Consider the following 21,984-nt stretch of genomic DNA (forward strand, 5'->3'; position numbering starts at 1 on the left):
AGTTGACCGATCAATATCACACGACAGTTTCCCAGGTGTCCACGCATGGCGATGTCACGACTCAGCGTTACCATTACCGCACCCATCGTGCTCATTTCGGTGCTGGCCATAGCACTCACCGTCTTCCTCAACGTGGGCAAGCTTGACCGCACGCTGAGCGAACTGGAAGAGTCGCGCCTGCGCTTTACGGTCAATGTGCTGCGCCAGAACCTGGAGACGGGGCTGGACCTCGGCTTGCCGGTGCGCGGCCTGGGCAATGCGCAGGCCGCCATCGAATTCGAAGCGCTGCAAGACCCCGAGATCGTCTCCATCGTCGTCAAGGACGACCATGGCCGGCCTGCGTTCACCACCGGCCGCCCGGCCGAAAAGAACAGCACCACGGTCAGCCTGCCGCTATCGAACAACCTGGGCGTGACGGTGGGCGCCATCGAACTGCGTTACTCGCGCCGCAGCCACGACCAGTTCATTGCCGGCCTCTCCCGCCAGCTGCTGCTCGCCGCGCTGGCCGCCACCGCCGTCTCCGCCCTGCTCGCCGTCATCGGCATCCGCCTGTGGGTGCGCCGCATCGGCCGCACCCTGGGCAGCATCGAACACGGGCTGGACCGGGACGCACCCGCCGTGGCCCGGCCCGACAGGCACGCGGCGGCGCTGGCCGAGCAGGTCGCGCGCAGCGCCAGCCAGGCCATGCGCGAACTGGAGCAGGCACGCCGCGCCATCACCACCAAGGACGTCGCCGGGGAAGGGCTATGAACCCCGAAGAACGCTTGTATGTGCGTCCGGTGCGCCAGCTGTTCGTGTTCGCGCTGGCGCTGCTGATGGCGGTGCAGCTGTCGCTGTCGCTGTACGCATGGTCGCTGTCCGAACGCAAACTGTTGCCGGAGCTGGGCCGCAAGGCGCAGACCACCGGCGTGGCGCTGTCGTCCCAGCTGGTGCGTGCGCTGGGCTACGGCATCCCGCTGCAGCGGCTCGAAGGCGTGCCCGATTTCTTCGCCGACGTGCTGAAACAGAACCGCGACCTCGCCTACCTGCGCATCGTGGACCGCAACGGCACCGCGCTCTATGGCAGCACCCAGGCCGAGAGCAGCGAGCCCGACGAGTTCCTCGACACCGCCCTGCCCCTGGTCCACGACGGCGCGACGGTGGGCCATCTGCATGTCGGGGTGGACAAGCAATACGTCGCTGGCCGCGTGCGCGAGCTGCGCTACGACATCGGCATCGTGCTGATCACCAGCTTGCTGATGGCCTTTGAGATCCTGTGGTTCGTGGTGACGCTGAACTTCACCGCGCCGATGCGCCAGATCCTGGCGCTGATGACCAGCATCGCGGCGGGCGACTTCCGCCAGCGCGCGGCGCCGGAGCCGGGCGCGACCATCGCCGCGCGGCTGCACGGCATCACGGAGCGCGTCAACCACGGCTTCGGTGAGCTGGTGCGCGCCGCCGCCGCGATCAAACAGGCCAACCCGCAGCAGGCCGCGCTGGCCGAGCCGCTGCTGCAACGCCTACGCACGGCTTATTCCTTCGGCGTCAGCAGCGACGCCACGCCGCTGCAGCAGCGCATCGTGCTGGTGCGGGTGCTCAGTTTCCTGTTCATGTTCGCCGAGATGCTGTCGCGTCCCTTCCTGCCGGTATACGCAGGCTCGCTGGAGACCACGCTGGTGGGCGGCGGCCTGCATGCCAGCCTGCCCATCACCGCCTTCCTGCTCGGCGTGGCGCTGACCATGCCGTTCGCGGGCCACTGGTCGGACCGGCTGGGGCGCCGCCGCAGCTATATCGCCGGCGCGCTGACCGTCATGGCCGGGCTGGCCGTGACCGGGCTGGTGCCCGAGTACTTCACGCTGGTGGCCGCTCGCGCCGCAACCGGCATCGGCTACGCGATCATGTTCATGGCCTGCCAGGGTTATGTGTTCGACAACACCGACGGCAGCAACCGGGGCAAAGGCATGGCGCTGTTCGTCGGCGCCATCATGGTGGCGGAGATTTGCGCGCCGGCGGTGGGCGGCATCCTGGCCGACCGGGTCGGCTACCGCATGGTGTTCCTGCTGGGGGCGGGCGTGGCGCTGGCGGCGGCGGCCATCGCGGCGGCGGTGCTGAGCAAGACAGGGCCAGGTTCCCAGGCAGCTCGCCCTGCCGGCGCATCCTGGCCATCGTCCGCGCAGGCCCAGGCTGCCGCACATTCCATGCATTCCATGCATTCCATGCATTCCGTGCATTCCGTGCATTCCGTGCATTCCGTGCATTCTGCGCCCGCCACGCCAGGCTCGCCAACGGCGCGCACTGGGCCGCTGCTGCCGCGCCTGATCCGCAACAAGCGCTTCCTTGCGCTGTCCATCCTGTCCGGCGTCCCGGCCAAGTTCCTGTACTCCGGCTTCCTGATCTTCCTGGTGCCGGTGCTGCTATCCAGCCTGGGCCATTCCAAGTCCGAGATCGGCCGCTACACCATGCTGTACGGCCTCAGTTCCCTGGCCCTCGCCCCGCTGTTCGCCCACCTGGCCGACCGCTACAACGCCTACGCCGTGCTGGTGGCGGCCGGCGGCGTGTTGACCGGCCTTGGCCTGCTGCCGGTGGCCTACGGCGCCAGCGGCGGGATGGTCATGCTGGGCATAGGCGCACTGGGCCTGGGGCAGTCGATGAGCATTTCGGCACAGCTGGTGCTGGTGGCGCGCGTCACGCAGGACGAGGCGCGCGACGCGGGCACCGGCCCCATCGTCGGCCTGTTCCGCCTGCTCGAGCGCCTGGGCGCGGCGGCCGGGCCGCTGGTCACCGGCATGCTCGCCGTGCGCTACGGCCCGGCGCAAGCCATGGCCTTCCTCGGCGCCTTCGCGCTCGCTGCCTCGGCGCTGTTCGCAGTAGTGTTCCTGGCCGCAGGCAAAGGCGCGGCCGCCCGCACGCCGGAGGTGGCGCCATGAAGCGGCGCGCACTTTGCGGCGCCCTCGCCGCGCTGGCCCTGGGGCGCACCCTGCCGCGCGCGCTCGCGTCGCCGGCGCCGGTACCGGTGCCGGGAATGGCAGCGGCAGCGGCCGGGGCAGCGCCATCGTCCCCGGCGGCCGCTTCGGTACCGGCGGCAGCGATGGCAGCAGTTCCGGCTTCCGCCCGTCCGCCACGCATCTTCATGATCCTGTTCCGTGGCGAGACCGCCGTGGAAAAAGGCTTCCGCGACTATTTCGCAGTCAACGACATGCCGGTCGAACTGATCGTGCGCGACGTGGCGCTCGACGTGAGCAAGGTGCCGCAGCTGGTGGCCGAAGCGCGCGCCATGAAGGTGGACCTGATCTACACCTGGGGCACGCCGGTCACGCTGGCGGTGGTTGGCAAGGAGGGGGCGGCCGATCCGGCAAAACACGTGACCGACATTCCGGTGGTGTTCACCATGGTGGCATCGCCACGCGGTTCCGGCCTGGTCAAGTCGCTCACCACGTCCGGCCGCAACATCACCGGCGCCTGCCACGTGGTGCCGGTGGCGCTGCAGATGGGCGCCATCCGCGCCTATCGCAATTTCTTCCGGCTGGCCATCATCTACAATCCGGTCGAACCCAATTCCCTGACCAACGTCAAGGAGCTGCGTGCCGTGGCGGCCAGCGAACGCTGCCAACTGCTGGAACGCCCGGTGCCGCTGGACGCCAAAGGCCAGCCCATGGCGTCGGAACTGCCGGCCCTGGTGGCGGAACTGGCGCAGAACAATGTGCAGCTGCTCTACATCGGCCCGGACAGCTTCCTGGCCGCCAACCGCAAGGTACTGACCGAGGCGGCGCTGGCGCATCGCCTGCCCTCCTTCTCGGCGACCGAGATTCCGCTGCGCGAGGGCAAGGCGCTGTTCGGCCTGGTGTCCGGCTATGAAAGCGTGGGCCGGCTGACGGCCCACAAAGTGCAGCAGATCCTCCGCCAGCGCATTGCGCCGGCCGCAATCCCGGTTGAAACGCTGGCCCGCTTCTCCTACCTGGTCAATATGTCCGTCGCGGCCCAGCTCGACCTCTATCCGCCGCTGAAAGTGCTCAACTATGCGGAGCTGCTGAGATGACGATCTTTAACGCCGATTCGACCTTCGTCTGGCGCCTGATGCGCGCCGAGGAAGCGCCCCTGGTGCACCAGTTGCACTGCGCGGTGCTGGCCTTGGTCCCGCAGGGCATGGTGCGGCCGGATGACCTGGGCCATTTCCAGAGCCACGCGGAACGCCAGGGACGCGTGCTGTGCTGCCACGCCGACGGCGAACTGGTGGCCTACGGCGTGCTGGCCATGGAGTCGCACACGGTGGACCACATGGCCGAACTGTTGCAGGCAGGCCCCGCCGACCGGGCGCGCATGTGTGTGCTGGACGGCGCGGCTTCGCTGCCGGAATGGCGCGGCCGCAGACTGCATTGCGCAGGTATCGAGGAACGCATCGCGCTCGGGCAAAGCCTGGGCCGCACGCTGGTGTCGGCCACGGTGGCGCCGGAAAATATGCGCAGCCTGCGCGGCCTGTTGCTGGAGGGGTTTTCGGTGCGGCGCTACGCCATCGTCTATGGCGGCCTGGCCCGGCTGGTGATGCTGAGGGACCTGGCGCAGCCGCCCGTGCGATGGAACAAGCAGCACGAGGTCGCGTCGAACGACCATATCAGCCACCGCATGGCGCTGTCCGAAGGCCTGGTGGGCTATGAATGCTGGCAGGACCAGGACCAGCGCTGGTATGTGAACTATGGAACGGCGGCGCGCGCCTAGCGTGGCGCGCGCCGTGCATCCACACCGGTTCAGCTGCCCAGGTGCCCCTGGATGCGCGGCAGGAAAGCTTCCTTGGCCATGTAGCCCATTACGCGCGCCGGCGCGTTTTCCTTGCCGTCCTTGTCGAAGAACACGATGGCCGGCGGGCCGAACAGCGAGAACTTCTTCATCATCGCCTTGTCGGCGTCATTGTTCGCTGTGACGTCAATCTGCAGCAGCGTGTACTTGCCCATCGTTTCGGCGACCGTCTTGTCGCTGAAGGTCAGGTGTTCCATCTCCTTGCAGGCCACGCACCAGTCGGCGTAGAAGTCCAGCATCACCGGCGCGGTGGCGCCGGCCAGTTCGCGCTCCAGGTCCTGCAGGTTGCTGATGCGTTTGAAACGGCTGGCCGGCTTCGCTTCGGCCTGCAGGCTGCCGCCCGCGCCGCCGCGCAGATGCTCCAGCGGCTGCATCACGTTGTTGCCGCCGCTGACGGCGCCGAGCAGTTCGAACACGCCCAGCAGCAGGAACACCAGGCCCAGCGTCTTGCCGAAGCGCTGGCCGGTGACGCCGGTCTTGGTGTGCAGGTGGGCCGCATCGAACACGTGCAGGTGCACCGCGCACAGGATGGCGTAGGCACCCACCAGCAGCATCAGCACCGAGGCCGGCAGCACCGGCGACACCATCCAGATGGCGGTGGCGATCAGCAGCAGGCCGAACACGCGCTTGACGCCGTTCATCCAGCCGCCGGCGCGCGGCAGCAGGCTGCCGGCCGAAACGCCGGTCAGCAGCAGCGGCACGCTCATGCCCATGGCCATGGCGAACAAGGCCCAGCCGCCGGTGAAAACGTTGCCGGTCTGGCTGATGTAGAGCAGCGCGCCGGCCAGCGGAGCGGCCACGCAAGGGCCGACGATCATGGCCGACAGCGCGCCCATGACGAACACGCCGATGAAACGGCCGCCGCGCAGGCTGCCGCTGGTATTGCTCAAGCGGCTTTGCAGCGAGCTTGGCATCTGCAGCTGGTAGACGTCGAACATCGACAGCGACAGCACCACCAGCAGGGAGGCGAACATGCCGAGCACCCATGGGGTTTGCAGCGCTGCTGCCATGCTGGCGCCGGCCAGGCCCGCGCCTATGCCCATGGCGCTGTAGATCAGCGCCATGCCCAGGCAGTAGGCCAGGGCCAGCATGAAGCCGCGTCCGCGCGACACATTGCCTTCGCCGACAATGATGGAAGACAGGATGGGGATCATCGGCAGCACGCACGGCGTGAACGACAGCAGCAGGCCGAAGATGAAGAAGCCGCCGCCGATGCGCCACAGGCTGCCGCTTTTCAGCGTCTGCTGGGCCAGCGAGCTGTCGTCCTGCTCCACGGCCACGGTGGCCGAACGCGCCGCGGTGACGGTGGCGGAAGCGGAGGCCGAAGCAGTGGCTGCATCGATAGCGGCCGGACCGGCTTCGTCCTCGGCCAGCGCCGTCAGCAGGCCGGGCTTGGCCGGATCGACCGCGAAGCGCAGGTCGACCGGCGGATAGCACAGGCCTTCCTCCGCGCAGCCCTGGTAGCTCAGCGTCAGCACGAAGGGCGCTTGCGCCTTGGCGATGGCGACCGGCAGGTCCAGGCGCTTGTGGAAGGTTTCCACTTCCTTGTTCAGGTTGACGTCGAACTTCACTTCGCCGCGCGGCAGCGGCGCGTCGGCCAGTTGCGCCTGCGCGCCTTCCACGCCCAGCTTCACGCGGTCGCGGTACAGCTTATAGCCGGGGGCGATGGCCCAGCCCAGGCTCAGCGTTTTCGCGTCCTTCAGTTCGGCCTGCAGCTTGAAGGCTTGCTCGACTTCGAGGAAGTCTGCGCCATGCGCGGCGCCCAGGGAAAACAGCGACGACAACGCCAACAACAATGTGACCAGGTACTTCATTGGAATATCTCCAGGTTGTTTGAGTCGCGGCCACCCTCGGGCGAACCGCCAATATTGCCGTCCAGGTCGACCCAGACGTGGGGCGCTCCAAGGCCGGCCAGCCATGCCGCGCCGGCGCCCTCCTTGAGCATCGCCGTGGTGCTGATGCTGCCCGCCACCACGCACTGTTCCGCCACCACTGTCACGCTGGCCAGGCCTTGCACCGGCCAGCCGGTGGCCGGCGACAGGATGTGGCTGTAGCGCTGGCCGTCGATTTCGATGCAGCGTTCATAGTCGCCGCTGGTCGCCAGCGCACCCTGCGCGATGGCGATGCTGGCCACTTCCCGTTCCGGCGCGCGCGGATGGCGGATGCCGATGCGCCATGGCTCGCCGTCCGGGTCCGGACCGATGGCGCCGATGTCGCCGCCCAGGTCCACCACACCGTGCGCGATGCCCAGGCCGCGGCAGACCGCCACGGCGCGGTCCACCGCGTATTCCTTGACGATGCCGCCGAAGTCCAGTTCCATGCCCTTGCGCGCGAAGCGCAGCAACAGGCCGTCGCGCTGCACGTGCTGCCAGCCCACGGACTGCAGCGTGCGTTCCAGCAGCGCCGCGTCGGGCAAGGCGGCGCGGTCGAAATTCCAGGCTTTGCGCAGGATGCCCGACGTCACGTCGAACATCCCTTCGCTTTGCACGTGGCACGCGTGCGCATAGTCCAGCAGCGACATGCATTCCGCGTCCGCCTGCGCCTCGCCGCCATGCTGCGCGGCCAGGTTGATCTGATGCAGGAAGTTGCCCGGCCGGTAGCGCGAGTATTTCTGCTCCAGCCGGTTGACCTCCTCGGCGCACGCCAGGAACACGCGCGCGGCCGCCTCCCCATCCGGCGCGAACACGCGGATGTCGCAGCGCGTGCCCATCGCCTTGAATTCAAAGCGATGGACCGCGAGCCGGGCGGACTTAGAAGGCAATGTCCGTGCTCACGCTCAGCAGACGGGCGTGGTAGTTGTCGATCGCGTTGCCGCGCGCGCCGCTCAGGCGGTAGCTGTAATTGCGCAGGTAGTTCTCGAAGCTGGCGCGCACTTGCGTGCCGTTCTTGAAGGTCTTCACCACTTCCAGCTTTGGCGACAGCGCGCCGAATGCGGCCTGGCGGTAGTCGACCGTGGTCAGGCCGTTGGCCGGCGCGGAGGTAAAGTAGGTCTGGTAGAAATCGGCGTTCTTCTGCGTGTAGTAGCGCAGGCCGGGCGCTACGCTCCAGCCGCCGCCCAGGGCCACGCGCAGCTTGCCTTCGACGGTGTGCGAATCCGCACCCCAGCTATCGAGGCCGAAACGGTAGTCCAGGTGCAGCGCCGAATTGATCGCGGCGAAGTAATGGCTGTAGCGGGCCAGCGCGGTCCATTGCGTATGGTCCTGCGGGCGCGCATCGGCGACAAAGACCGGGCCCTTGGCGGTTTGGATGACGGCGCGGCGGTACTGCTCGTTCAGGTAGCCGTAGGTGTAGCCGTGCGACAGCACCAGCTGGGCGACGCTGTTCTCATCCAGGATCTGGCTTACGCCGACCATCAGGTCGTGTTTGTGGCGGTCGCGGTAAACGGAAGGCTTGGCGTTCGCCACCAGCGGATAGTACTTCTCCCACACTTCGTCGCTGGAGAAGGCCGCGCCCACCGACACCGTGGTGTTCTTGTCGTTGAAACCACGGCGGTAGCTCGCGCTGATGAAGTGCGCGTCGTAGTCGTTCTCGATCGAACGGCCGACGTTCACGCCCGCGTAGTAATCGTCGCCGTAGTAGCCGACACTGGCGTCCATCACTTCGCGCTTCTCGCGGATCGAAGCGGCCGTTGCCAGTATCATCACCGGCTTGCCGGCGACCACGCGGTTGGAAAACGGCGAGGCGCCGCTGACCACGTCGCGGATGGTGTTCAGCTTGACCTCGTAGCGGTCGCCCAGCGGCACCGTCACGGAGACCTGGTCGACGCGCGCATCCATGCGCTTGTTCGACTCGGCGTAGTCGCCGTGGTTGTAGCTCAGCACGACGCTGTCGTTGCGCACATTGGCATCGGCCGCCTGGGCCGACATGCCCGGCAGCGCCAGGGCCGCCGCCATCAGGACGGTCAGCGCTTCGTTCGGCTTGTTATTATGTTTAGTTGCAGCCACAGCCACCTCCACCCACGCTGTAGCCGCCAGCGGTACTTTCCTTCGATGCGGACATGTGCTGTTCCAGCGCCACGTGCTGGGAGCCGGAGTCGCGCTGCATGACTTCCTTGGCCAGGTTGCCGCGCTCGGTCGCGTCGACCTTGGTGATGGCGCAGCCGCCCAGCGCTGCCAGCACAGGCACGCAGGCCACGGCCGCCAGCCATTTCATAGATTGCTTCATTGTTTCTCGCTCAAAAGTTGCAGTTGCTTGGTGATTTCTTCCATGTCCGCCGGGCGGAAGCCCTTGTGCGTGTACAGGATGGCGCCGTCCTTGCCGACGATGTAGGAGGTCGGCATGCCTTTGACGGCGGCGGCCTTGGCGCATTTGCTGGCCGGGTCGCTGGCCACCGTGAAGTCGGCCGGATGGTCCTTGAGGAATTCGACGGCATCCTTCGGATCCTTGTCGACCGAAATGGCGACCACGGTCACGCCCTTGGCTTCGAACTGCTTCTTCAGCTTGTTCATGAAGGGGAAGGATTGCTTGCAAGGACCGCACCAGGAGGCCCAGAAGTCGACGTAGACCAGCTTGCCGGGCTGCTTGGCCAGGTCGACCTTGCCCGAGCCGTCCAGCTTGTCCAGCGCACAGTCCTTCAATGTGTCGGCAGCGTGCCCGGTGCCGAGCGCGCACAGCAATGCAGCGGCCAGCGGCCAGCGCATCGAACGTTTCATGGTGATACCCCCAGAGCGTGAAATTTTCTACGTAGAAATACGCAGTCGTAGGGGCGACATTAGAAACTATTTAACAGAAAGTGACAATGGAAAATTAACATTGATCGGCAATAATATACCTCGCGACACAAATGTTAACTGCTAACAACAAAATTACGCTCTCGGAATACTTTGCTCGAAGCGGAACAGGTTGCCTCTGTCAACATCGCGCTTGACGCCGGACAGGCGCGCCAGGTTGCTGCCGTAGTAAGCCTGCGCCCAGTTCTTCAGGTCGCGGTTGGGGAAGTTGACGTAGGATTCAGGCTGCAGGAAGCGCTGCATGTCGTCGTAGTAGTCCTTCAACCAGGCGCGCTGGCGCAGCACCGTTTCCGGCTTGTCGATCGGGCCCCAGGAGCACTCCATCTCGAAGATGTAATTCGAGCCGCGATGCACATAGGCAGTGGCGTCGCTGGCCACTTCCTTGACCTTGCCGCCGATGGCGAACAGGATGCCCATGTTCTCCTGCAGCAGCGAACCGCCCGGCCAGCGCGTCATCCAGTTCAACATGGTGTCCAGCGCCGCCTCGCCCAATTCGTTCTGCACGTAGCTGCAGCGGATGTCGTACAAGCCGTTCGGGTCGTCCGTCAGCAGGTAGTCGCGGCCGCGCCAGTAGTCGACCTGGTAAATGTCCTCCGTCGTCGGCCTGGCGATGGCGTACAGCGGCGCCAGCATCTCGCGCAGTTCCTGTTCGGATCCCCAGAACTGCCCCAGCGTTACCACGTAAATCGAATCGCGCGTTGGCCGCGCCCCGGCCGCCGAAGGCAGCGCCTTGCTGCGGCTGGAAATGGTGGTCGGATACTTCAGCTGGAAAGCCTGCAGCGCGCGCAGCAATTCGATCTGCTTGCCGGGCGCCCAGGCCAGGTTGAAGGTCGTCACCTGGCCGACCGGATGCAGCTTGAAGGTGAAGCCGGTATGGACGCCGAAGTTGCCGCCGCCGCCGCCGCGCACGGCCCAGAACAGCTCGCGGTCGGCGAGCGCCTCGCTGCGGGCGTGGATGCTGCGCACGCCGCCGCCCGCCACCACCAGTTCGGTGGCCAGCAGGCTGTCGCAGGTCAGGCCGGAATGCGTGGCGGAGAAGCCCCAGCCGCCGCCCAGCACCAGGCCGCTGGTGCCGACGGTCGGGCAGCGGCCGGACGGAATCGCGTAGGGATGGGCGCGCAGCGCGGCCGCCACGTCGTTGTTGTTGGCGCCGCCCTGCACCCAGGCGGTCCCGTTCTTCAGGTCGAGCTTCACGCTGTTCATGGCCTTCACATCGATCAGCAGGCCGGAGGTGGTGGAGAAACCCGCGTAGTTATGGCCGCCGGAGCGGATCGCGAACGGCAAGCCGCTGTCGGCGGCCCAGCGCACGCACAGCTGCACGTCGCGCTCGGTGGCGCACATGGCGACCGCCTGCGGCTGCACGCCGGCCCAGCGCGCGTTGTTCGGCCAGGCCGCCAGCGCAAAGCCATCCTGTCCGGGCTGGATCAGGCGGCCGTCCAGGTCGTGCGCCAAGGCGCGCAGCCCGTGCGGCCCCAGCTTCAGCGCCGGCTTGGCCAGCACGGCGGACGGCGCCAGGCTCAGGGCGGCGGCGCCCAGGGCGCCGGCTTGAAGGAAGTGGCGGCGGCCGGATTGCGTGGGATTCGACATGCTTGCATCTCCATAGTTATCTAATCGATTAGATTTCCATAGAGCATAACCCGAACGTCCCGGTTCGCAAACAGTTCGCTGCGCCGCCGGCGCCGGCTGCGTGGCTATTCGTCCTCGGCGCCGTCCCGCCCGCCCGGCCCGCAGCCGGCTTTTCCGCGCTGCTTCTCACGCTCGCGCTGGCGCAGCACGTCGATCATGACGTTGAAGGTGCGCGCCAGCTGGCCGATCTCGTCGGTGCTGGTGACCTTGATGTTGGCGCGGTCGTAGTCGCCATCCTTCAGCGCGTTGGCCGCCTCGGTCAGGCGCACCACGGGGCGCGTGATGGAGCGCGCGAACAACACCGCCAGGATGAGGAACACCAGTCCCACCGCCGCCACGCTGTACAGCACATTGACGAACAGGCGCTGCAAAGGCTCCTCGAAGCGGGTGCGCGATTCGGTCATGCCCACCACCCAGTTGTGGCCCTGCACCGGCGCGTAGCCAGCGTGCTCCTCGACGCCGCTCAGCGTGGACCGGTAGCTGATATTGCCCGTGCCCTTGGCGCCGATCAGCACCTTGGCCAGTTCCGGCATGTCCACGCTTTCGATGCGGTGGCGGCGGAAGCGCTGGTCGGCGACGATGCGCTCCAGCGTGGCCCTGGGCAGCGGTGCCAGGCTGCGGTACAGCTGGTCCTTGTCCGGATGGTGCACCAGGATGCCGTCGCCGTCTATCATGAAAGGCACGCGCTTGCCTCCCGCGCTGGCGTCGTCCAGGATGGCCGAAATGGTACCGCCCTTGATGCGCATGACGACCACGCCGATCACGTTCTTCGCGTCGTCGAACACGGGGTTGGCGTAGTACACGCCGGGCTTGCCGGCAGTGGAGCCGATGATCACGCCGGTCATGAAGGCGTGCCCCTTCATCGCCTCCTGGAAGTATTCGCGGAATTTGAAATTCACGCCGGCCACGCCAGGCTCGCTCGACACCAGCGCCGTGCCCTCCTTGTCCATCAGGAAGATCAGGTGCGCGTCCGGATTGGTCCTGATCAGGTTGGCCAGCTTGGCGCTGACGATCTCCTTCTTCGCCTCGCTGGGCGCGCGCAGATAGCCGATGAAATCGGAATCGGTGGCGAGATAGCTGGCCTGGTAGCGGCTGTCGGAAATCAGCTGCGAAATGCGGCCGGCGGTGGCTTGCGCCAAGCTCTCCAGGTTGCGCAATTCGCTGGTCGAGACCGCTGCCACCGAACCGTTCAGGTTGTAATAGGCGGTAATGGTCATCGGCAGCAGCGCGGCCAGCATCATGGCAACGGTCATCTTCACCACCATGGGCCACGAGGTCGGGCGCCAGATCGCCTTGCCCAGCTTGCGCACGCCCTTCTTCAGGCTGCGTTGGCCTTCCAGTTCGCTCACGCGCAGCGCCGCCTGCAGGCCCAGGCTGCCCGCGTGCGAGGCGAACAGGCATTGCGACAATTCCTCTATGCTCTGCGGACGCAGCTTGGCGTCGACCCGCAGCGCCCAGTCCACCGCCTTGAGGAATTCCTCGCTGTAGCGGCCCTGCCCGGCCTGGACGGCCGGCACGTATTCCGCCACGCCGCTTTGGCGCTCGGGCGCAGGCGCCGGTTTGGCTCCCGTGATCATCCAGTACAGGGTAGCGCCCAAGGCGTAGATGTCGGTCCAAGGCCCCTGCTCGCCGCCCTGGTACTGTTCCAGCGGCGCATAGCCGGGGGTGACCACGTCGGCCATGGCCTGCATGCCGCCCACTGTTTGACGCGCGGCGCCGAAGTCGAGCAGCACCCAGTTGCCGTCCTCCTTGCGCACATAAATATTGTCCGGCTTGATGTCGCGGTGCAGATAGCCGGCTTCGTGCAACATCGACAGGCCGTCGAGCAGCGGCTGCACCAGCGACAGCAACTGCTGCTCGCGCATGCCCTTCTGTTTTTCCCACCACTGCTTGAGCGGCTGGCCGCGTTCGTATTCCAGCACCATGTAGGCGGTGCGGTGGGCTTCGAAGAAACGCGCCACGCGCACGATGTTCGGGTGGCGGAAGGTGGCCAGCGTGCGCGCCTCGACCAGGAAGCATTCCAGCCCGTTCAGGTAGAACTCCTGGTCCTCGGGCCAGCGCGGCGACACAGACCTGTCGCTGGCGCGGGTGGCGAATTCGGCGGGCAAGTACTCCTTGATGGCCACGCGCACGTTCAGGTTGACGTCCGTGGCCAGATAGGTGATGCCGAAACCGCCCTGGCCCAGCACGGAATCGATACGGTATTCGAATAGCTCGAAGCCTGTCGACAGCGCCAGCGGGGTCGAAATACCGGGGCCGATGGAGCGGTTCTGCATGGCAGGCATGGGCGGCAGTTGCGAACGCACCGGCTGCGAACCGCGCAGCGAAGTTGACTGGGAGTGCGAGTGCGAGTGCGAGTGCGAATGAGACTGCGGCTGCGTGTATGTGTCCGCCTGCGCTTCCGGCTGTGCGCGCGACGGCGACGGTTCGCGGGTGCCGTCCGGCCGGTAGTGCGGCACCGGTATGGTGGCGTCGTCGTCGTAGCCCGGCTGGTGCGCCAGCTGGCGCGGCACGGTGATGTCGGCCTGGCCGTCGCGCGCCGCCAGCTGGCCGGTGGCGGCGCGGGCCGTCATCTCCTGCACGTCGCGCATACGGCGCTCAACGGCAACCACCGCCTCCAGCGCCGCGACGCGGCGCGCCAGGATGGCGGCGCGCGCCTCGGCGGCAGCATTGCGGTCCCCTGTCGTGCCTTCTGCTCCGTCCCGTTGCTCGCTATCGTCCATGCCCCCGTCCACCGTTCATTTTTTGTTATCGTGCCCCATACGCCGCATTGCGCATGCTAGCATGCAGCAATAGCCTTTGCGACATATTCAATGACAGGAGACATCTTGGGCAGCTGGAAGCAATTATCACCGTCGGAAATTCACCACCTGGACCTGGGACTGGCCTACGGGCTGACCGACGTCGGCACGGTGCGCGAGTCCAACCAGGATAATTTTTTCATCGCCCCGGAGCTCGGCCTGGTGGTCGTCGCCGACGGCATGGGCGGCCACGAGGCCGGCGAAATCGCCAGCGCCGACGCCATCACGCTGCTGCACAGCTTCATCCGTGCGGCGCAGAGCGAGCGCGAAGGCAAGCAGCAGGCAGCGCCTGACGACGCCACTATTCCGGCCTTCCACGCCAGCGCCTTCGACCCGGTGCAGGCCGATCCCGACGCCACCTGGACCGACGCCACCATGCGCGCGATGATCACGCTGCACGACGCGGTGGAATTCGCCAACGAGCGTATGTACCAGACCAATATGGCCAACGACCAGGCCGACGGCGCCGGCATGGGCACGACGCTGACCGGCATGTGGCAAGTGGCGCAGGACGGGCCGGTGTTCATCTTCCACATCGGCGACAGCCGTCTGTACTGTTTCCGCCACGGCCGCCTGAACCAGCTCACGCGCGACCAGACCTTGTACCAGCAGGCGCTGGAGGCCGGCATGCAGGAGCCGCTCCCGGCGCGCAACCTGCTGCTGCAGGCGCTCGGACCCGCGCCGCTGATCAAGCCGGACCTGCAGACGCAGGCCGTGGCGCCCGGCGACGTCTACCTGCTGTGCAGCGACGGCTTGTACGGCAACTCGCCGCCGGAAGCCATCGCCGCCATCCTGGCGCGGGTACGCGACGACAACCTGCCAGCCTGCTGCGCCGAACTGGTCGACATTGCCAAGCGCGACGGCAGCCGGGACAACATCACCGCGGTGCTGGTGCGCTGCCGCGATTAAGCACGCCCGTAAAACCGCCAAGCGTCATGGCGGCTGATGGCGGCTCATGGCGGCTCATGGCGGCTCATGTTGGGTTACGCAGCTGCGCTGCCAACCCGCCCTACGTCCATCCGGTTTGCTGCCACGTCCCGGCCAGCATGCCGGCGAAGGCGGCCGGCGCCGGCAGGCCACGGCACAGCAGCAGGCTAGGTTCCACCTGCGCCGAACCGTCTGTCCACCACACGCTCTGCCCGCGCAGCGCAGCCGCCGCCAGCAACGGCACCTGCGCCGCCACCGCGTCCAGCGACGCCAGCGGCAAGCGGCAGCCCGCGCCGCCCGCCTGCCCGGCCAGCGGCGCATCGCTCAGCGGCGGCATGGCTTGCAGCAGGCCGTCGAAGGGCTCGAGCTCGAAACGCTCGTCGAGCGACGACAAGGCCATCGACTCCAGCTGGTCGAACCACGGCTTGCCGTTGGCCACCCAGTCCAGCAAGCCGCCGCCGCCCGGCGCGCCGGCGGCGATGGTGAGCGGGAAATGCCGCCCGACCCGGTCCACGCTCGGCATCAGCACGCCGGCCCAGGCGTTGCGGTCGCACACGCCCGGCGCCAGCGCGAAGCGCCAGATCGGACTGTGGAGATAGGTTTGCAGCCAGCGCGAGCCCAGCGCCTCGCGGCTGCCCTGCATGGACGCCTGCAACCACGCGTCCCACACGCCGAGCAGGGGTGGCGGCAGGCGGCGCGACACGAAGTCACCATGGGTGCTGACTTTGCCGAAGAAGCCCGGCGCCAGGTCTGGCTCATCCATCAATGCGTTCCATCACAGCGATTCAAGACAGCGGAACTGTTCGACACCATCCCGCTTGAACGGGTTGTTGACGCTGTTCGCGGTCAGTTCATACATCATCTTGCGGCCTTCCAGGTCGAAGGTCAGCTTATAGCGCTCGCCTTGCGCGGACGGCTCCAGCATGCCCTTGTCCAGCATGCGGAACCAGGCCCACGCGCCCTCCGTGCGCAGCTCGGCCGTGCCGGCCGGGGCCACGTCGAAGCGCACCGCGTTGACGCCTTTGCCGCTCGGGATCTGGAAAGTGGCCGCGCCTTGCGGCGTCTTCGGTGCGAAGCTCAGTTGCTGGCCGTCGACGTCCAGCGTGACCCTGGTCAGCGAAGCGTCGGCGCCCAAGGGCTTCAGGTCGAAGCGCACCGAGGCTTGCTTGCCGCCGTTGCCGAAGAACTTGTCGCGGATCTGGGCGGCGCGCTGGAATTCATTCAGCACTTCCTGCCTCATGCCCAGCGACACGTTGTTCACCGTGCGCCACTGCCACTGCGCGCTGCTGGTGTCCACGTAGTTGACGAGGTGTTTCTGGAAGAACTCATCGGCCAGGCCGCCGGGGGCGAAGAAGCGGCCGAAATCGTCCGGCGTGGCTTCCTGCGCGGCCTTGCGCACCAAGGGGTAGCGCCCGGCGATGGCGGCGCGGCAGAACAGCGCGGGGCCGGTCTTCCACAAGGCGTCCAGGCGGTCGCGCTCCGTGCCCAGGGTGAGCCCGGAGCCGGCCGTGTCCACATTGCGCACCAGGGCGCCCAGCGGCGCCGGCAAGCCTTCGGCGTCGCGCTTCAGCTTGGCCAGCGCGTCGGCCGGCGGTGCGGGCTGGCCGGCGGCGCGGGCGGCACTGGCGGCGTCGAAGTAGGCGGCGACGTCTTTCAGCTTGAGCAGCATCGCGTCCAGGCCGCTGGCCGAACCTGGAGCACCGGCGACACCGGCGCCCGCCTCCACCATCTTGTGCAGCGGCGAGAAATGGATATCGACCGGATTCACGGGCCGCACGTCGGCCGGCAGCACGTCCTCGGCGCCGCTGCTGAGGGCCGATTCCAGGCGCTTCCTGGCCGCGTCGCCGAGCTGCTTGACAGTGTTGGCGGCGGCATCGACGCCCGAGATGGCGGTCTTCAGCTTGTCCAGGCGCGTCTGTTTCGCGGCCGCCTGCAGGAACTTCCGCAGCGGCGATTCCTGGCTGCTCGCACTGTTGATCACGCGCGCAGCCTGGTCCAGCGTGGTGAACGGCACCAGCACCACGTCCGCCAGCAAGGCATCCCACAGGCGGATGTACTCGTCGAAATACATCTGCTGCACTACCGCCTTCATCTGCGCCGCGCTTTCCACGCTGTTGACCGCTTCGCGCTGATCGAGCACCCAGCTGTCTTTCACCACGTCGGCGATGGCGGCGTCGATCTGCTCGGTGAATTTCTTGTAGCCGGCCGTCGTAAACACGCCGGAGATGCCGCGCGTGAGCGGCAGGCCGCTCTGGCGCGTCAGCACCACGGCCGCGTCGCGCCCGGCGGCGGCCGCGACGTCGAAGTCCGGCACATTGACGCGCGCCAGGTCGCGTTTCAGGCGAGTGTAGACGCGCTCGCCCATCGGCATCTTCGCCAGGCTCAGACGCACTTGCGCGATCAGCGCCGCGTTCAGGCGCGGCGGGCTTTCAGCCTGGCTGGAAGGGTCCAGCATGGCCGCCACGTGCCGCGACAAGTCCTGCCGCTGCAGCTCGTTCGCCTCCGGCAGGTTGCGGGCCCAGTCATAATCGAGCCAGGCGCGCACGCCTTCCGCGTCCAGGTGGTTGCGCTCGCCCAGCATGATGTAGACGCGCAGCAGCTCGTACAGGTACTCCGAATTGTTGGCCGTGCCACGCCGCAGCTGGGTTTCCATCTGGTCCAGGATGCGCGGCAGCAGTGCTTCGCGCAGCACACGCTGGTAGGCGCCGCCGGCGCCCTCGCCCAGCTTGCCGCCCTGGTACAGCCCGAGCCCCATCAGGAACGGCACTTCGTCGCCCTGGTCGCGATAACCGCCGGGGATGTCGCGCAGGGCGTTCAGCAGCGGCAAGGCTGCCAGCGGCGACGGGTCTTTCGGCAAGGCGCGCGCCAGCTTGTCGATCTCCCGGCTGCGTGCGGCCACGTCGGCCACGTAGTTCTGGTTGTTGACGTAACTGGCCAGCAGGCCGGCCGAGACCAGCACCAGCACTGCCGCCGTCAGGCCGTAGGCCGTCCACTGCAGCCAGCGCCGGTTGCGCTCCAGCTTCAGGTTGGCGCCGGCAAGATCCTTCTCCTGGAATACGACGTCGCGCAACAGGCGCGTGATGAAGTAGCTGCGCCCGCCGAAGGCATTGGCCGGCAGCACCTTGCGGTCCAGGCCGAAACTGGCGGCCAGCGTGGACATTACGCGGTCGATCGGGCTGCCTTCCTGCGTGCCGCTGGTGAAGTAGACGCCGCGCACCAGCGCGGCTTCCTCGTAGGAGGTCGACTCGAAAACATCGGTCAGGAAGGATTCCAGCACGTCGCCGATGGCGGCGAACTGCTGCGGGAAGTTATACATCAGCGCGCGGCGCTGGATATCGCGCTCGTGCTGCATGCGTTCGAACAGACGCGATTGCAGTTGCATCTGCAACGCGTCGAATTCGGCCGGGAAGGCTTTCAGACCGGCGTCCGCCTGCTCCGGCCCGGCCAGCGGGAAAGTGACGCCCCATACCTGGGTGCGCTCGTCGCGGCCCAGGTTGTCGAAGAACTCGACGAAGCCGGCCAGCAGGTCGCACTTGGTGACAATGACGTAGACCGGGAAGCGGATGCCCAGTTCCTCGTGCAGCTCCTTGATGCGCGCGCGGATCGCCAACGCCTGCACGCGGCGCTGGCCTTCGCCCTGCTGCAGCAGGTCCGCCACGCTGAGCGCGACGATGACGCCATTGATCGGGCGGCGGCGGCGATGCTTGCGCAGCAGCTGGAGAAAGCCCTTCCACGCCGCCTGGTCCACCTCGGTGTAGCTGTCCTGCGTGGTGTAGCGGCCCGCCGTGTCGAGCAGCACGGCCTCGTCGGTGAACCACCAGTCGCAGTTGCGGGTGCCCCCGACGCCGCCGATGGCGCCTTTGCCGTGCGTGTCGGACAGCGGAAACTTCAGGCCGGAATGCACCAGCGCCGTGGTCTTGCCGCTACCGGGCGCGCCGACGAACATATACCAGGGCAGCTGGTACAGGCCGCCCGCGCCGCCGCCCACTTTGGATTTGCGCAGCACCGCCATGGCGTCCTGCAGACGCTTGGCCAGCACGGCCATTTCGGCGGCGCTCTCCTTCTGCCCCGGCACCTGCGCGGGTGCGGCGGCGTCTCCCGCCACGCTTCTCATCAGGCGGCGTTCGGCCAGCTTGGCGCGCAGCACCTTCCAGCCGAAGTAGAGGGCCCAGGCCAGGAACAGCATCCAGATGAAGAACCAGCGCACGCCGGTCGAGGCGAACGGCTCCATGCCGTCGAAGGACAGCAGCGGCGATTCGAACCAGAAGATCAGCGACAGCAGCAGCACCCCGATGAAGGCCAGCACGGGCGGCTTGAAGAGCCAGTTGAAGAAACGTTTGATCATAGTTGGGAGGTCGTCGCGTTGGCTGGCGTCAGCACGATAATGACGACGCGGCGGTTGCGGGCGCGGTTGGCCGCGCTATCGTTGGGCACCAGCGGTTCGGTTTCGCCGCGCCCTTCCACCGCGTAGCGCGTGGCGGGTCCGGCCTCCTTGGCCAGGAGTTCGACCACGGTGGCCGCGCGTCCCTTGGACAATGCCCAGTTGGAAGGATAGCGCGCCGAGCCGCCCGGCACGTCGTCGGTGTGGCCGATGACGATGACCTTGCCCGGCACCGGCTTGAGCGCTTCGCCTATCCGTTTCAGCAGGCCGTCGTAGGAAGCCTGCACTTCGGCGCTGCCGGACTTGAACACGCCGTCGCCGTGCAGCACGATGGTGGAACGGTCCGGCGTTTCCGTCACGCTGACGAGGCCGCGTTCGATTTCCGGCGCGAGGAACTTCGCCACGCGCACCGGCGGATTGGCCATCGGCGGCGCCGGCGGCGCGGGCGCGACCAGGCGGATGCGCTGCAGCTCGGCGTAGACGGGGTCGGACTGGCGGTTGAGCAGGAAGCTGAAGCCCAGGTGGATGCACAGCAGGACCAGCCCGGCCACGGCGGCGATCACCCAGACCGAGACCAGGCGCATCAGGCCGGGGCGTTTCTCGTTCGAGCCTTTCCAGCGCAGCGACAGGTCCGGCTCGAACGGGCCTCTCTCTTTCTGGATCAGCAGTTGCAATCGTTCGCGCAGCAGGTCGAGCTGGGCGCGGCCGCCGTCGATGACGCGGTAGCGCCCCTCCAGCCCCAGCGCCAGGCACAAATACATCAGTTCCAGCACGTGCAGGTTGGCGCGCGGCTGCTGGCTCAGCTTTTGCAGGATGAGGAAGAACTTTTCGCCGCCGAAGGCCTCGTTGTGGAAGGCCACCAGCAGGCTGCGGCTGGCCCACACGCCGCTGCCGCCCCACGGCGTGCTGGAGATGGTTTCGTCGAGAAAGGTGCACAGCGAGTAGCGCGCCACGGCGACCGCTTCCTGCGCGCAGCCCGCAGCCTTGGCCTCGGTCTCGAACTTCTTGATGGCGGCCACCAGCTGGGAGCGCAAGCCCTCCACGCTGGGGTGGGTGGCCATGACGCGCAGCGGGACCACCAGGTCGAGCAAGGCGTTGGCGGCGCCTACCAGCGGATTGACGCCGTTCAGGTGCGCGCGCGGCGCGGCGGTCAGCGGCGCCAGCGTGGCGTCGTAGTTCGCTGGCGGCGAGTCCGGCACAAACGCCGCTGCGGATGCCGCCGCGGCGCGCGGCTCGGCCGGGGCGGACCACGCGGCAGCAGGCGGTGCAGCGTCCGCGCCGGCACCCTCGCCGCCCAGCCCCGGCACGGGCGCAGGTGCGCTGCGCCTTCCACCCGGCTTGGGTACGAGGATGGTGCGGTCCGAGTCCGGCTGCGGCTGGTCTTCCTGGCTCATGTCGGCTTACTTCCGGATCGCCCAGAACTCCATCTGCAGGCCGGGGAAGTCACCCGCCACGTGCATGGCGAAACCGGCCGAGGTGGCGAGCTGCAGCCAGTACTCGCTGCCCTTGTCGAGTTCAAAATAAGTGAACCCGGCATGGAAGGGCAACTGGCGCGGGGCCACCGGCAACGGCCGCAGCGCAATGCCGGGCAGCTGCAGGTTGACCAGGTCGCGGATTTTCTCGACCGAACCGATCTTCACCTGGCGCGGGAAACTGGTGCGCACCGTCTCGGGCGGCATGTGGGCGTTCACGACCAGCACGAAGGTGGCCGATTTCACCAGCTCCGGATCGCGCATCACCGCCACGCGGATGCCGAACTGGCGCTCCTCCAGCGGAATCGATACCGCATGGGTGTCAAGCACCATGGAAAGGGACTGGCGCAGATCTTCCATCACCGGCAGGAAGGTCTCGCGCAGCTGTTCGTGGCGGTAGACCGGATACTGGACCGCGCGCTTGTTGTTCGGGCTGAAGGTGGCCAGCTCGCCGGCCAGTTGCACCGCTTCGCGGTAGTAGGCTTCGGGATGCAGGCCGGTCATGGTCGCCATGTGCGCGAACAGCGGCTCGGCGCGGTTCACCATTTGCAGTAGCAGGAAGTCGGCGATTTCGGCCGCGCCGGCGGCGCCGGGCTGCGACAGGCGGTTGCCGAGCGCGTCGCCGCGCTGGTGCAGCAGGCCGACCACTTCATCGGCGAAGCCGGCCAGGCGCGGCGCCACGCGGAAGTCCAGGCACGGCGGGCAGTATTCGGGATCGAGCACGACGCGGTTGTCGGGACGGCGCTCGATGACGCGCGCGACGCCGATGCAGGCATAGGCGTTGGCCACGTCCGATTCCAGCGCCAGGCGCAGGCGCAATCGGCCCACTTGCATCAGCGCGCTGTTGTCGATGCCGTTGCTGTCCCAGGCCTCGTGGTCGACGGTGCCGTGGCGCGCGTAGTTGTCCTGCGCCGGGCTGTCGCCCGTTTCGGCGATGCCGGGACGGCGCAGCGGCAGCGCCAGTACGATCGTCACGTTGCGCGCGTCCTCCGGGATGTCCAGCGGCAGCGGCAAGTCGTCGTCGGCGGGCAGGTTGAACGGCGTGCCGTCCGGCAGCACGGCGCTGCAGGACAAAATCGCAAGCTTGCCCAGCAAGAGCTGCTGCTCGTCTATCTTCAGCGCCGAGAAGCCCCAGGAATAAGGCTGCAGGCGGGAGACGCGGCTTTCAAGCTGGGTCTGCAGATAACGGTCGTGCTGCTGCATGTGCTGCGGTTGCAGCAGCATGCCTTCCGACCAGATGACTTTACGATTCCACGACATATTGACTCGCTGTTTAG

16 protein-coding genes are annotated in these 21,984 nt (G+C 67.2%); 5 read left to right on the forward strand and 11 right to left on the reverse strand.

The features are described from left to right. Nucleotides 1–45: 45 nt before the first annotated feature. The 4 genes from ACSQ8Y_RS11005 to ACSQ8Y_RS11020 are packed head-to-tail and all read left to right on the forward strand — an operon-like array spanning nucleotide 46 to nucleotide 4,692. Nucleotides 46–750: a hypothetical protein gene (locus ACSQ8Y_RS11005; RefSeq protein WP_436266498.1), complete on the forward strand. Its 705-nt coding sequence runs from the start codon at nucleotides 46–48 to the stop codon at nucleotides 748–750. Further along, nucleotides 747–2,906, forward strand: a complete 2,160-nt coding sequence (locus tag ACSQ8Y_RS11010) for an MFS transporter (protein ID WP_436266499.1) — start codon at nucleotides 747–749, stop codon at nucleotides 2,904–2,906. The genes ACSQ8Y_RS11005 and ACSQ8Y_RS11010 overlap by 4 nt, the downstream gene beginning before the upstream one ends. Continuing rightward, nucleotides 2,903–4,015 carry an ABC transporter substrate-binding protein gene (locus ACSQ8Y_RS11015; RefSeq protein WP_436266500.1) on the forward strand — a complete coding sequence of 371 codons (1,113 nt, stop codon included), beginning with the start codon at nucleotides 2,903–2,905 and terminating at the stop codon, nucleotides 4,013–4,015. Before ACSQ8Y_RS11010 ends, ACSQ8Y_RS11015 begins: the two co-directional genes overlap by 4 nt. Next, entirely contained in the window at nucleotides 4,012–4,692 is a 681-nt protein-coding gene (locus tag ACSQ8Y_RS11020; protein WP_436266501.1) for a hypothetical protein, read from the forward strand. Before ACSQ8Y_RS11015 ends, ACSQ8Y_RS11020 begins: the two co-directional genes overlap by 4 nt. A 29-nt stretch (nucleotides 4,693–4,721) precedes the next feature. Here the strand turns inward: ACSQ8Y_RS11020 and dsbD are convergent, their stop codons facing one another. The 7 genes from dsbD to ACSQ8Y_RS11055 form a co-directional block, all read right to left on the reverse strand. After that, a complete protein-coding gene (dsbD, locus tag ACSQ8Y_RS11025) occupies nucleotides 4,722–6,584 on the reverse strand; it encodes a protein-disulfide reductase DsbD (protein ID WP_436266503.1) in 1,863 nt (620 codons plus the stop codon). Beyond that, nucleotides 6,581–7,531, reverse strand: coding sequence for an FAD:protein FMN transferase (locus ACSQ8Y_RS11030; RefSeq protein WP_436266504.1), 951 nt, complete (start codon nucleotides 7,529–7,531; stop codon nucleotides 6,581–6,583). The genes dsbD and ACSQ8Y_RS11030 overlap by 4 nt, the downstream gene beginning before the upstream one ends. Further along, nucleotides 7,521–8,714 (reverse strand): DUF3570 domain-containing protein, encoded by a 1,194-nt coding sequence (locus ACSQ8Y_RS11035; protein ID WP_436266505.1) that lies wholly within the window; start codon nucleotides 8,712–8,714, stop codon nucleotides 7,521–7,523. The genes ACSQ8Y_RS11030 and ACSQ8Y_RS11035 overlap by 11 nt, the downstream gene beginning before the upstream one ends. Beyond that, the gene (locus tag ACSQ8Y_RS11040) at nucleotides 8,701–8,934 is read right to left on the reverse strand and encodes a DUF4266 domain-containing protein (protein ID WP_436266506.1); all 234 of its coding nucleotides are present in this window, start codon (nucleotides 8,932–8,934) and stop codon (nucleotides 8,701–8,703) included. The genes ACSQ8Y_RS11035 and ACSQ8Y_RS11040 overlap by 14 nt, the downstream gene beginning before the upstream one ends. Beyond that, entirely contained in the window at nucleotides 8,931–9,422 is a 492-nt protein-coding gene (locus ACSQ8Y_RS11045) for a TlpA disulfide reductase family protein (RefSeq protein WP_436266507.1), read from the reverse strand. Before ACSQ8Y_RS11045 ends, ACSQ8Y_RS11040 begins: the two co-directional genes overlap by 4 nt. A 153-nt stretch (nucleotides 9,423–9,575) precedes the next feature. Beyond that, nucleotides 9,576–11,087 (reverse strand): FAD-binding oxidoreductase, encoded by a 1,512-nt coding sequence (locus ACSQ8Y_RS11050; protein WP_436266508.1) that lies wholly within the window; start codon nucleotides 11,085–11,087, stop codon nucleotides 9,576–9,578. A gap of 104 nt (nucleotides 11,088–11,191) precedes the next feature. Next, a complete protein-coding gene (locus ACSQ8Y_RS11055; RefSeq protein WP_436266509.1) occupies nucleotides 11,192–13,849 on the reverse strand; it encodes a protein kinase domain-containing protein in 2,658 nt (885 codons plus the stop codon). A 105-nt stretch (nucleotides 13,850–13,954) separates the two neighbouring features. Here ACSQ8Y_RS11055 and ACSQ8Y_RS11060 point away from each other — a divergent pair, with 105 nt between their 5' ends. Then, nucleotides 13,955–14,836: a PP2C family protein-serine/threonine phosphatase gene (locus ACSQ8Y_RS11060; protein WP_436266510.1), complete on the forward strand. Its 882-nt coding sequence runs from the start codon at nucleotides 13,955–13,957 to the stop codon at nucleotides 14,834–14,836. Nucleotides 14,837–14,936: 100 nt separating this feature from the next. Here the strand turns inward: ACSQ8Y_RS11060 and tagF are convergent, their stop codons facing one another. The 4 genes from tagF to tssK are packed head-to-tail and all read right to left on the reverse strand — an operon-like array spanning nucleotide 14,937 to nucleotide 21,967. Beyond that, the gene (gene tagF, locus ACSQ8Y_RS11065; RefSeq protein ID WP_436266511.1) at nucleotides 14,937–15,617 is read right to left on the reverse strand and encodes a type VI secretion system-associated protein TagF; all 681 of its coding nucleotides are present in this window, start codon (nucleotides 15,615–15,617) and stop codon (nucleotides 14,937–14,939) included. 12 nt (nucleotides 15,618–15,629) lie between these two features. Continuing rightward, complete coding sequence (gene tssM / locus ACSQ8Y_RS11070) at nucleotides 15,630–19,199, reverse strand: type VI secretion system membrane subunit TssM (protein ID WP_436266512.1); 3,570 nt, start codon at nucleotides 19,197–19,199, stop codon at nucleotides 15,630–15,632. Further along, entirely contained in the window at nucleotides 19,196–20,629 is a 1,434-nt protein-coding gene (gene icmH / locus ACSQ8Y_RS11075) for a type IVB secretion system protein IcmH/DotU (protein ID WP_436266513.1), read from the reverse strand. Before icmH ends, tssM begins: the two co-directional genes overlap by 4 nt. A 6-nt stretch (nucleotides 20,630–20,635) precedes the next feature. Next, a complete protein-coding gene (gene tssK, locus ACSQ8Y_RS11080) occupies nucleotides 20,636–21,967 on the reverse strand; it encodes a type VI secretion system baseplate subunit TssK (RefSeq protein WP_436266515.1) in 1,332 nt (443 codons plus the stop codon). Between the last annotated feature and the right edge of the window lie 17 nt (nucleotides 21,968–21,984).

The organism is Pseudoduganella sp. LjRoot289 (assembly GCF_964252925.1).
Classification (GTDB): Bacteria; Pseudomonadota; Gammaproteobacteria; order Burkholderiales; family Burkholderiaceae_D; genus Rugamonas.

Excerpts from the sequence above, each read along its gene's own strand:
- ACSQ8Y_RS11015 (WP_436266500.1), top strand. The coding sequence starts at position 2,903 with ATGAAGCGGCGCGCACTTTGCGGCGCCCTCGCCGCGCTGGCCCTGGGG.
- ACSQ8Y_RS11050 (WP_436266508.1), bottom strand. The coding sequence starts at position 11,087 with ATGTCGAATCCCACGCAATCCGGCCGCCGCCACTTCCTTCAAGCCGGC.
- ACSQ8Y_RS11040 (WP_436266506.1), bottom strand. The coding sequence starts at position 8,934 with ATGAAGCAATCTATGAAATGGCTGGCGGCCGTGGCCTGCGTGCCTGTG.
- ACSQ8Y_RS11010 (WP_436266499.1), top strand. The coding sequence starts at position 747 with ATGAACCCCGAAGAACGCTTGTATGTGCGTCCGGTGCGCCAGCTGTTC.
- tssM (WP_436266512.1), bottom strand. The coding sequence starts at position 19,199 with ATGATCAAACGTTTCTTCAACTGGCTCTTCAAGCCGCCCGTGCTGGCC.
- tssK (WP_436266515.1), bottom strand. The coding sequence starts at position 21,967 with ATGTCGTGGAATCGTAAAGTCATCTGGTCGGAAGGCATGCTGCTGCAA.
- dsbD (WP_436266503.1), bottom strand. The coding sequence starts at position 6,584 with ATGAAGTACCTGGTCACATTGTTGTTGGCGTTGTCGTCGCTGTTTTCC.
- tagF (WP_436266511.1), bottom strand. The coding sequence starts at position 15,617 with ATGGATGAGCCAGACCTGGCGCCGGGCTTCTTCGGCAAAGTCAGCACC.
- ACSQ8Y_RS11045 (WP_436266507.1), bottom strand. The coding sequence starts at position 9,422 with ATGAAACGTTCGATGCGCTGGCCGCTGGCCGCTGCATTGCTGTGCGCG.
- ACSQ8Y_RS11055 (WP_436266509.1), bottom strand. The coding sequence starts at position 13,849 with ATGGACGATAGCGAGCAACGGGACGGAGCAGAAGGCACGACAGGGGAC.
- ACSQ8Y_RS11020 (WP_436266501.1), top strand. The coding sequence starts at position 4,012 with ATGACGATCTTTAACGCCGATTCGACCTTCGTCTGGCGCCTGATGCGC.
- icmH (WP_436266513.1), bottom strand. The coding sequence starts at position 20,629 with ATGAGCCAGGAAGACCAGCCGCAGCCGGACTCGGACCGCACCATCCTC.
- ACSQ8Y_RS11005 (WP_436266498.1), top strand. The coding sequence starts at position 46 with ATGGCGATGTCACGACTCAGCGTTACCATTACCGCACCCATCGTGCTC.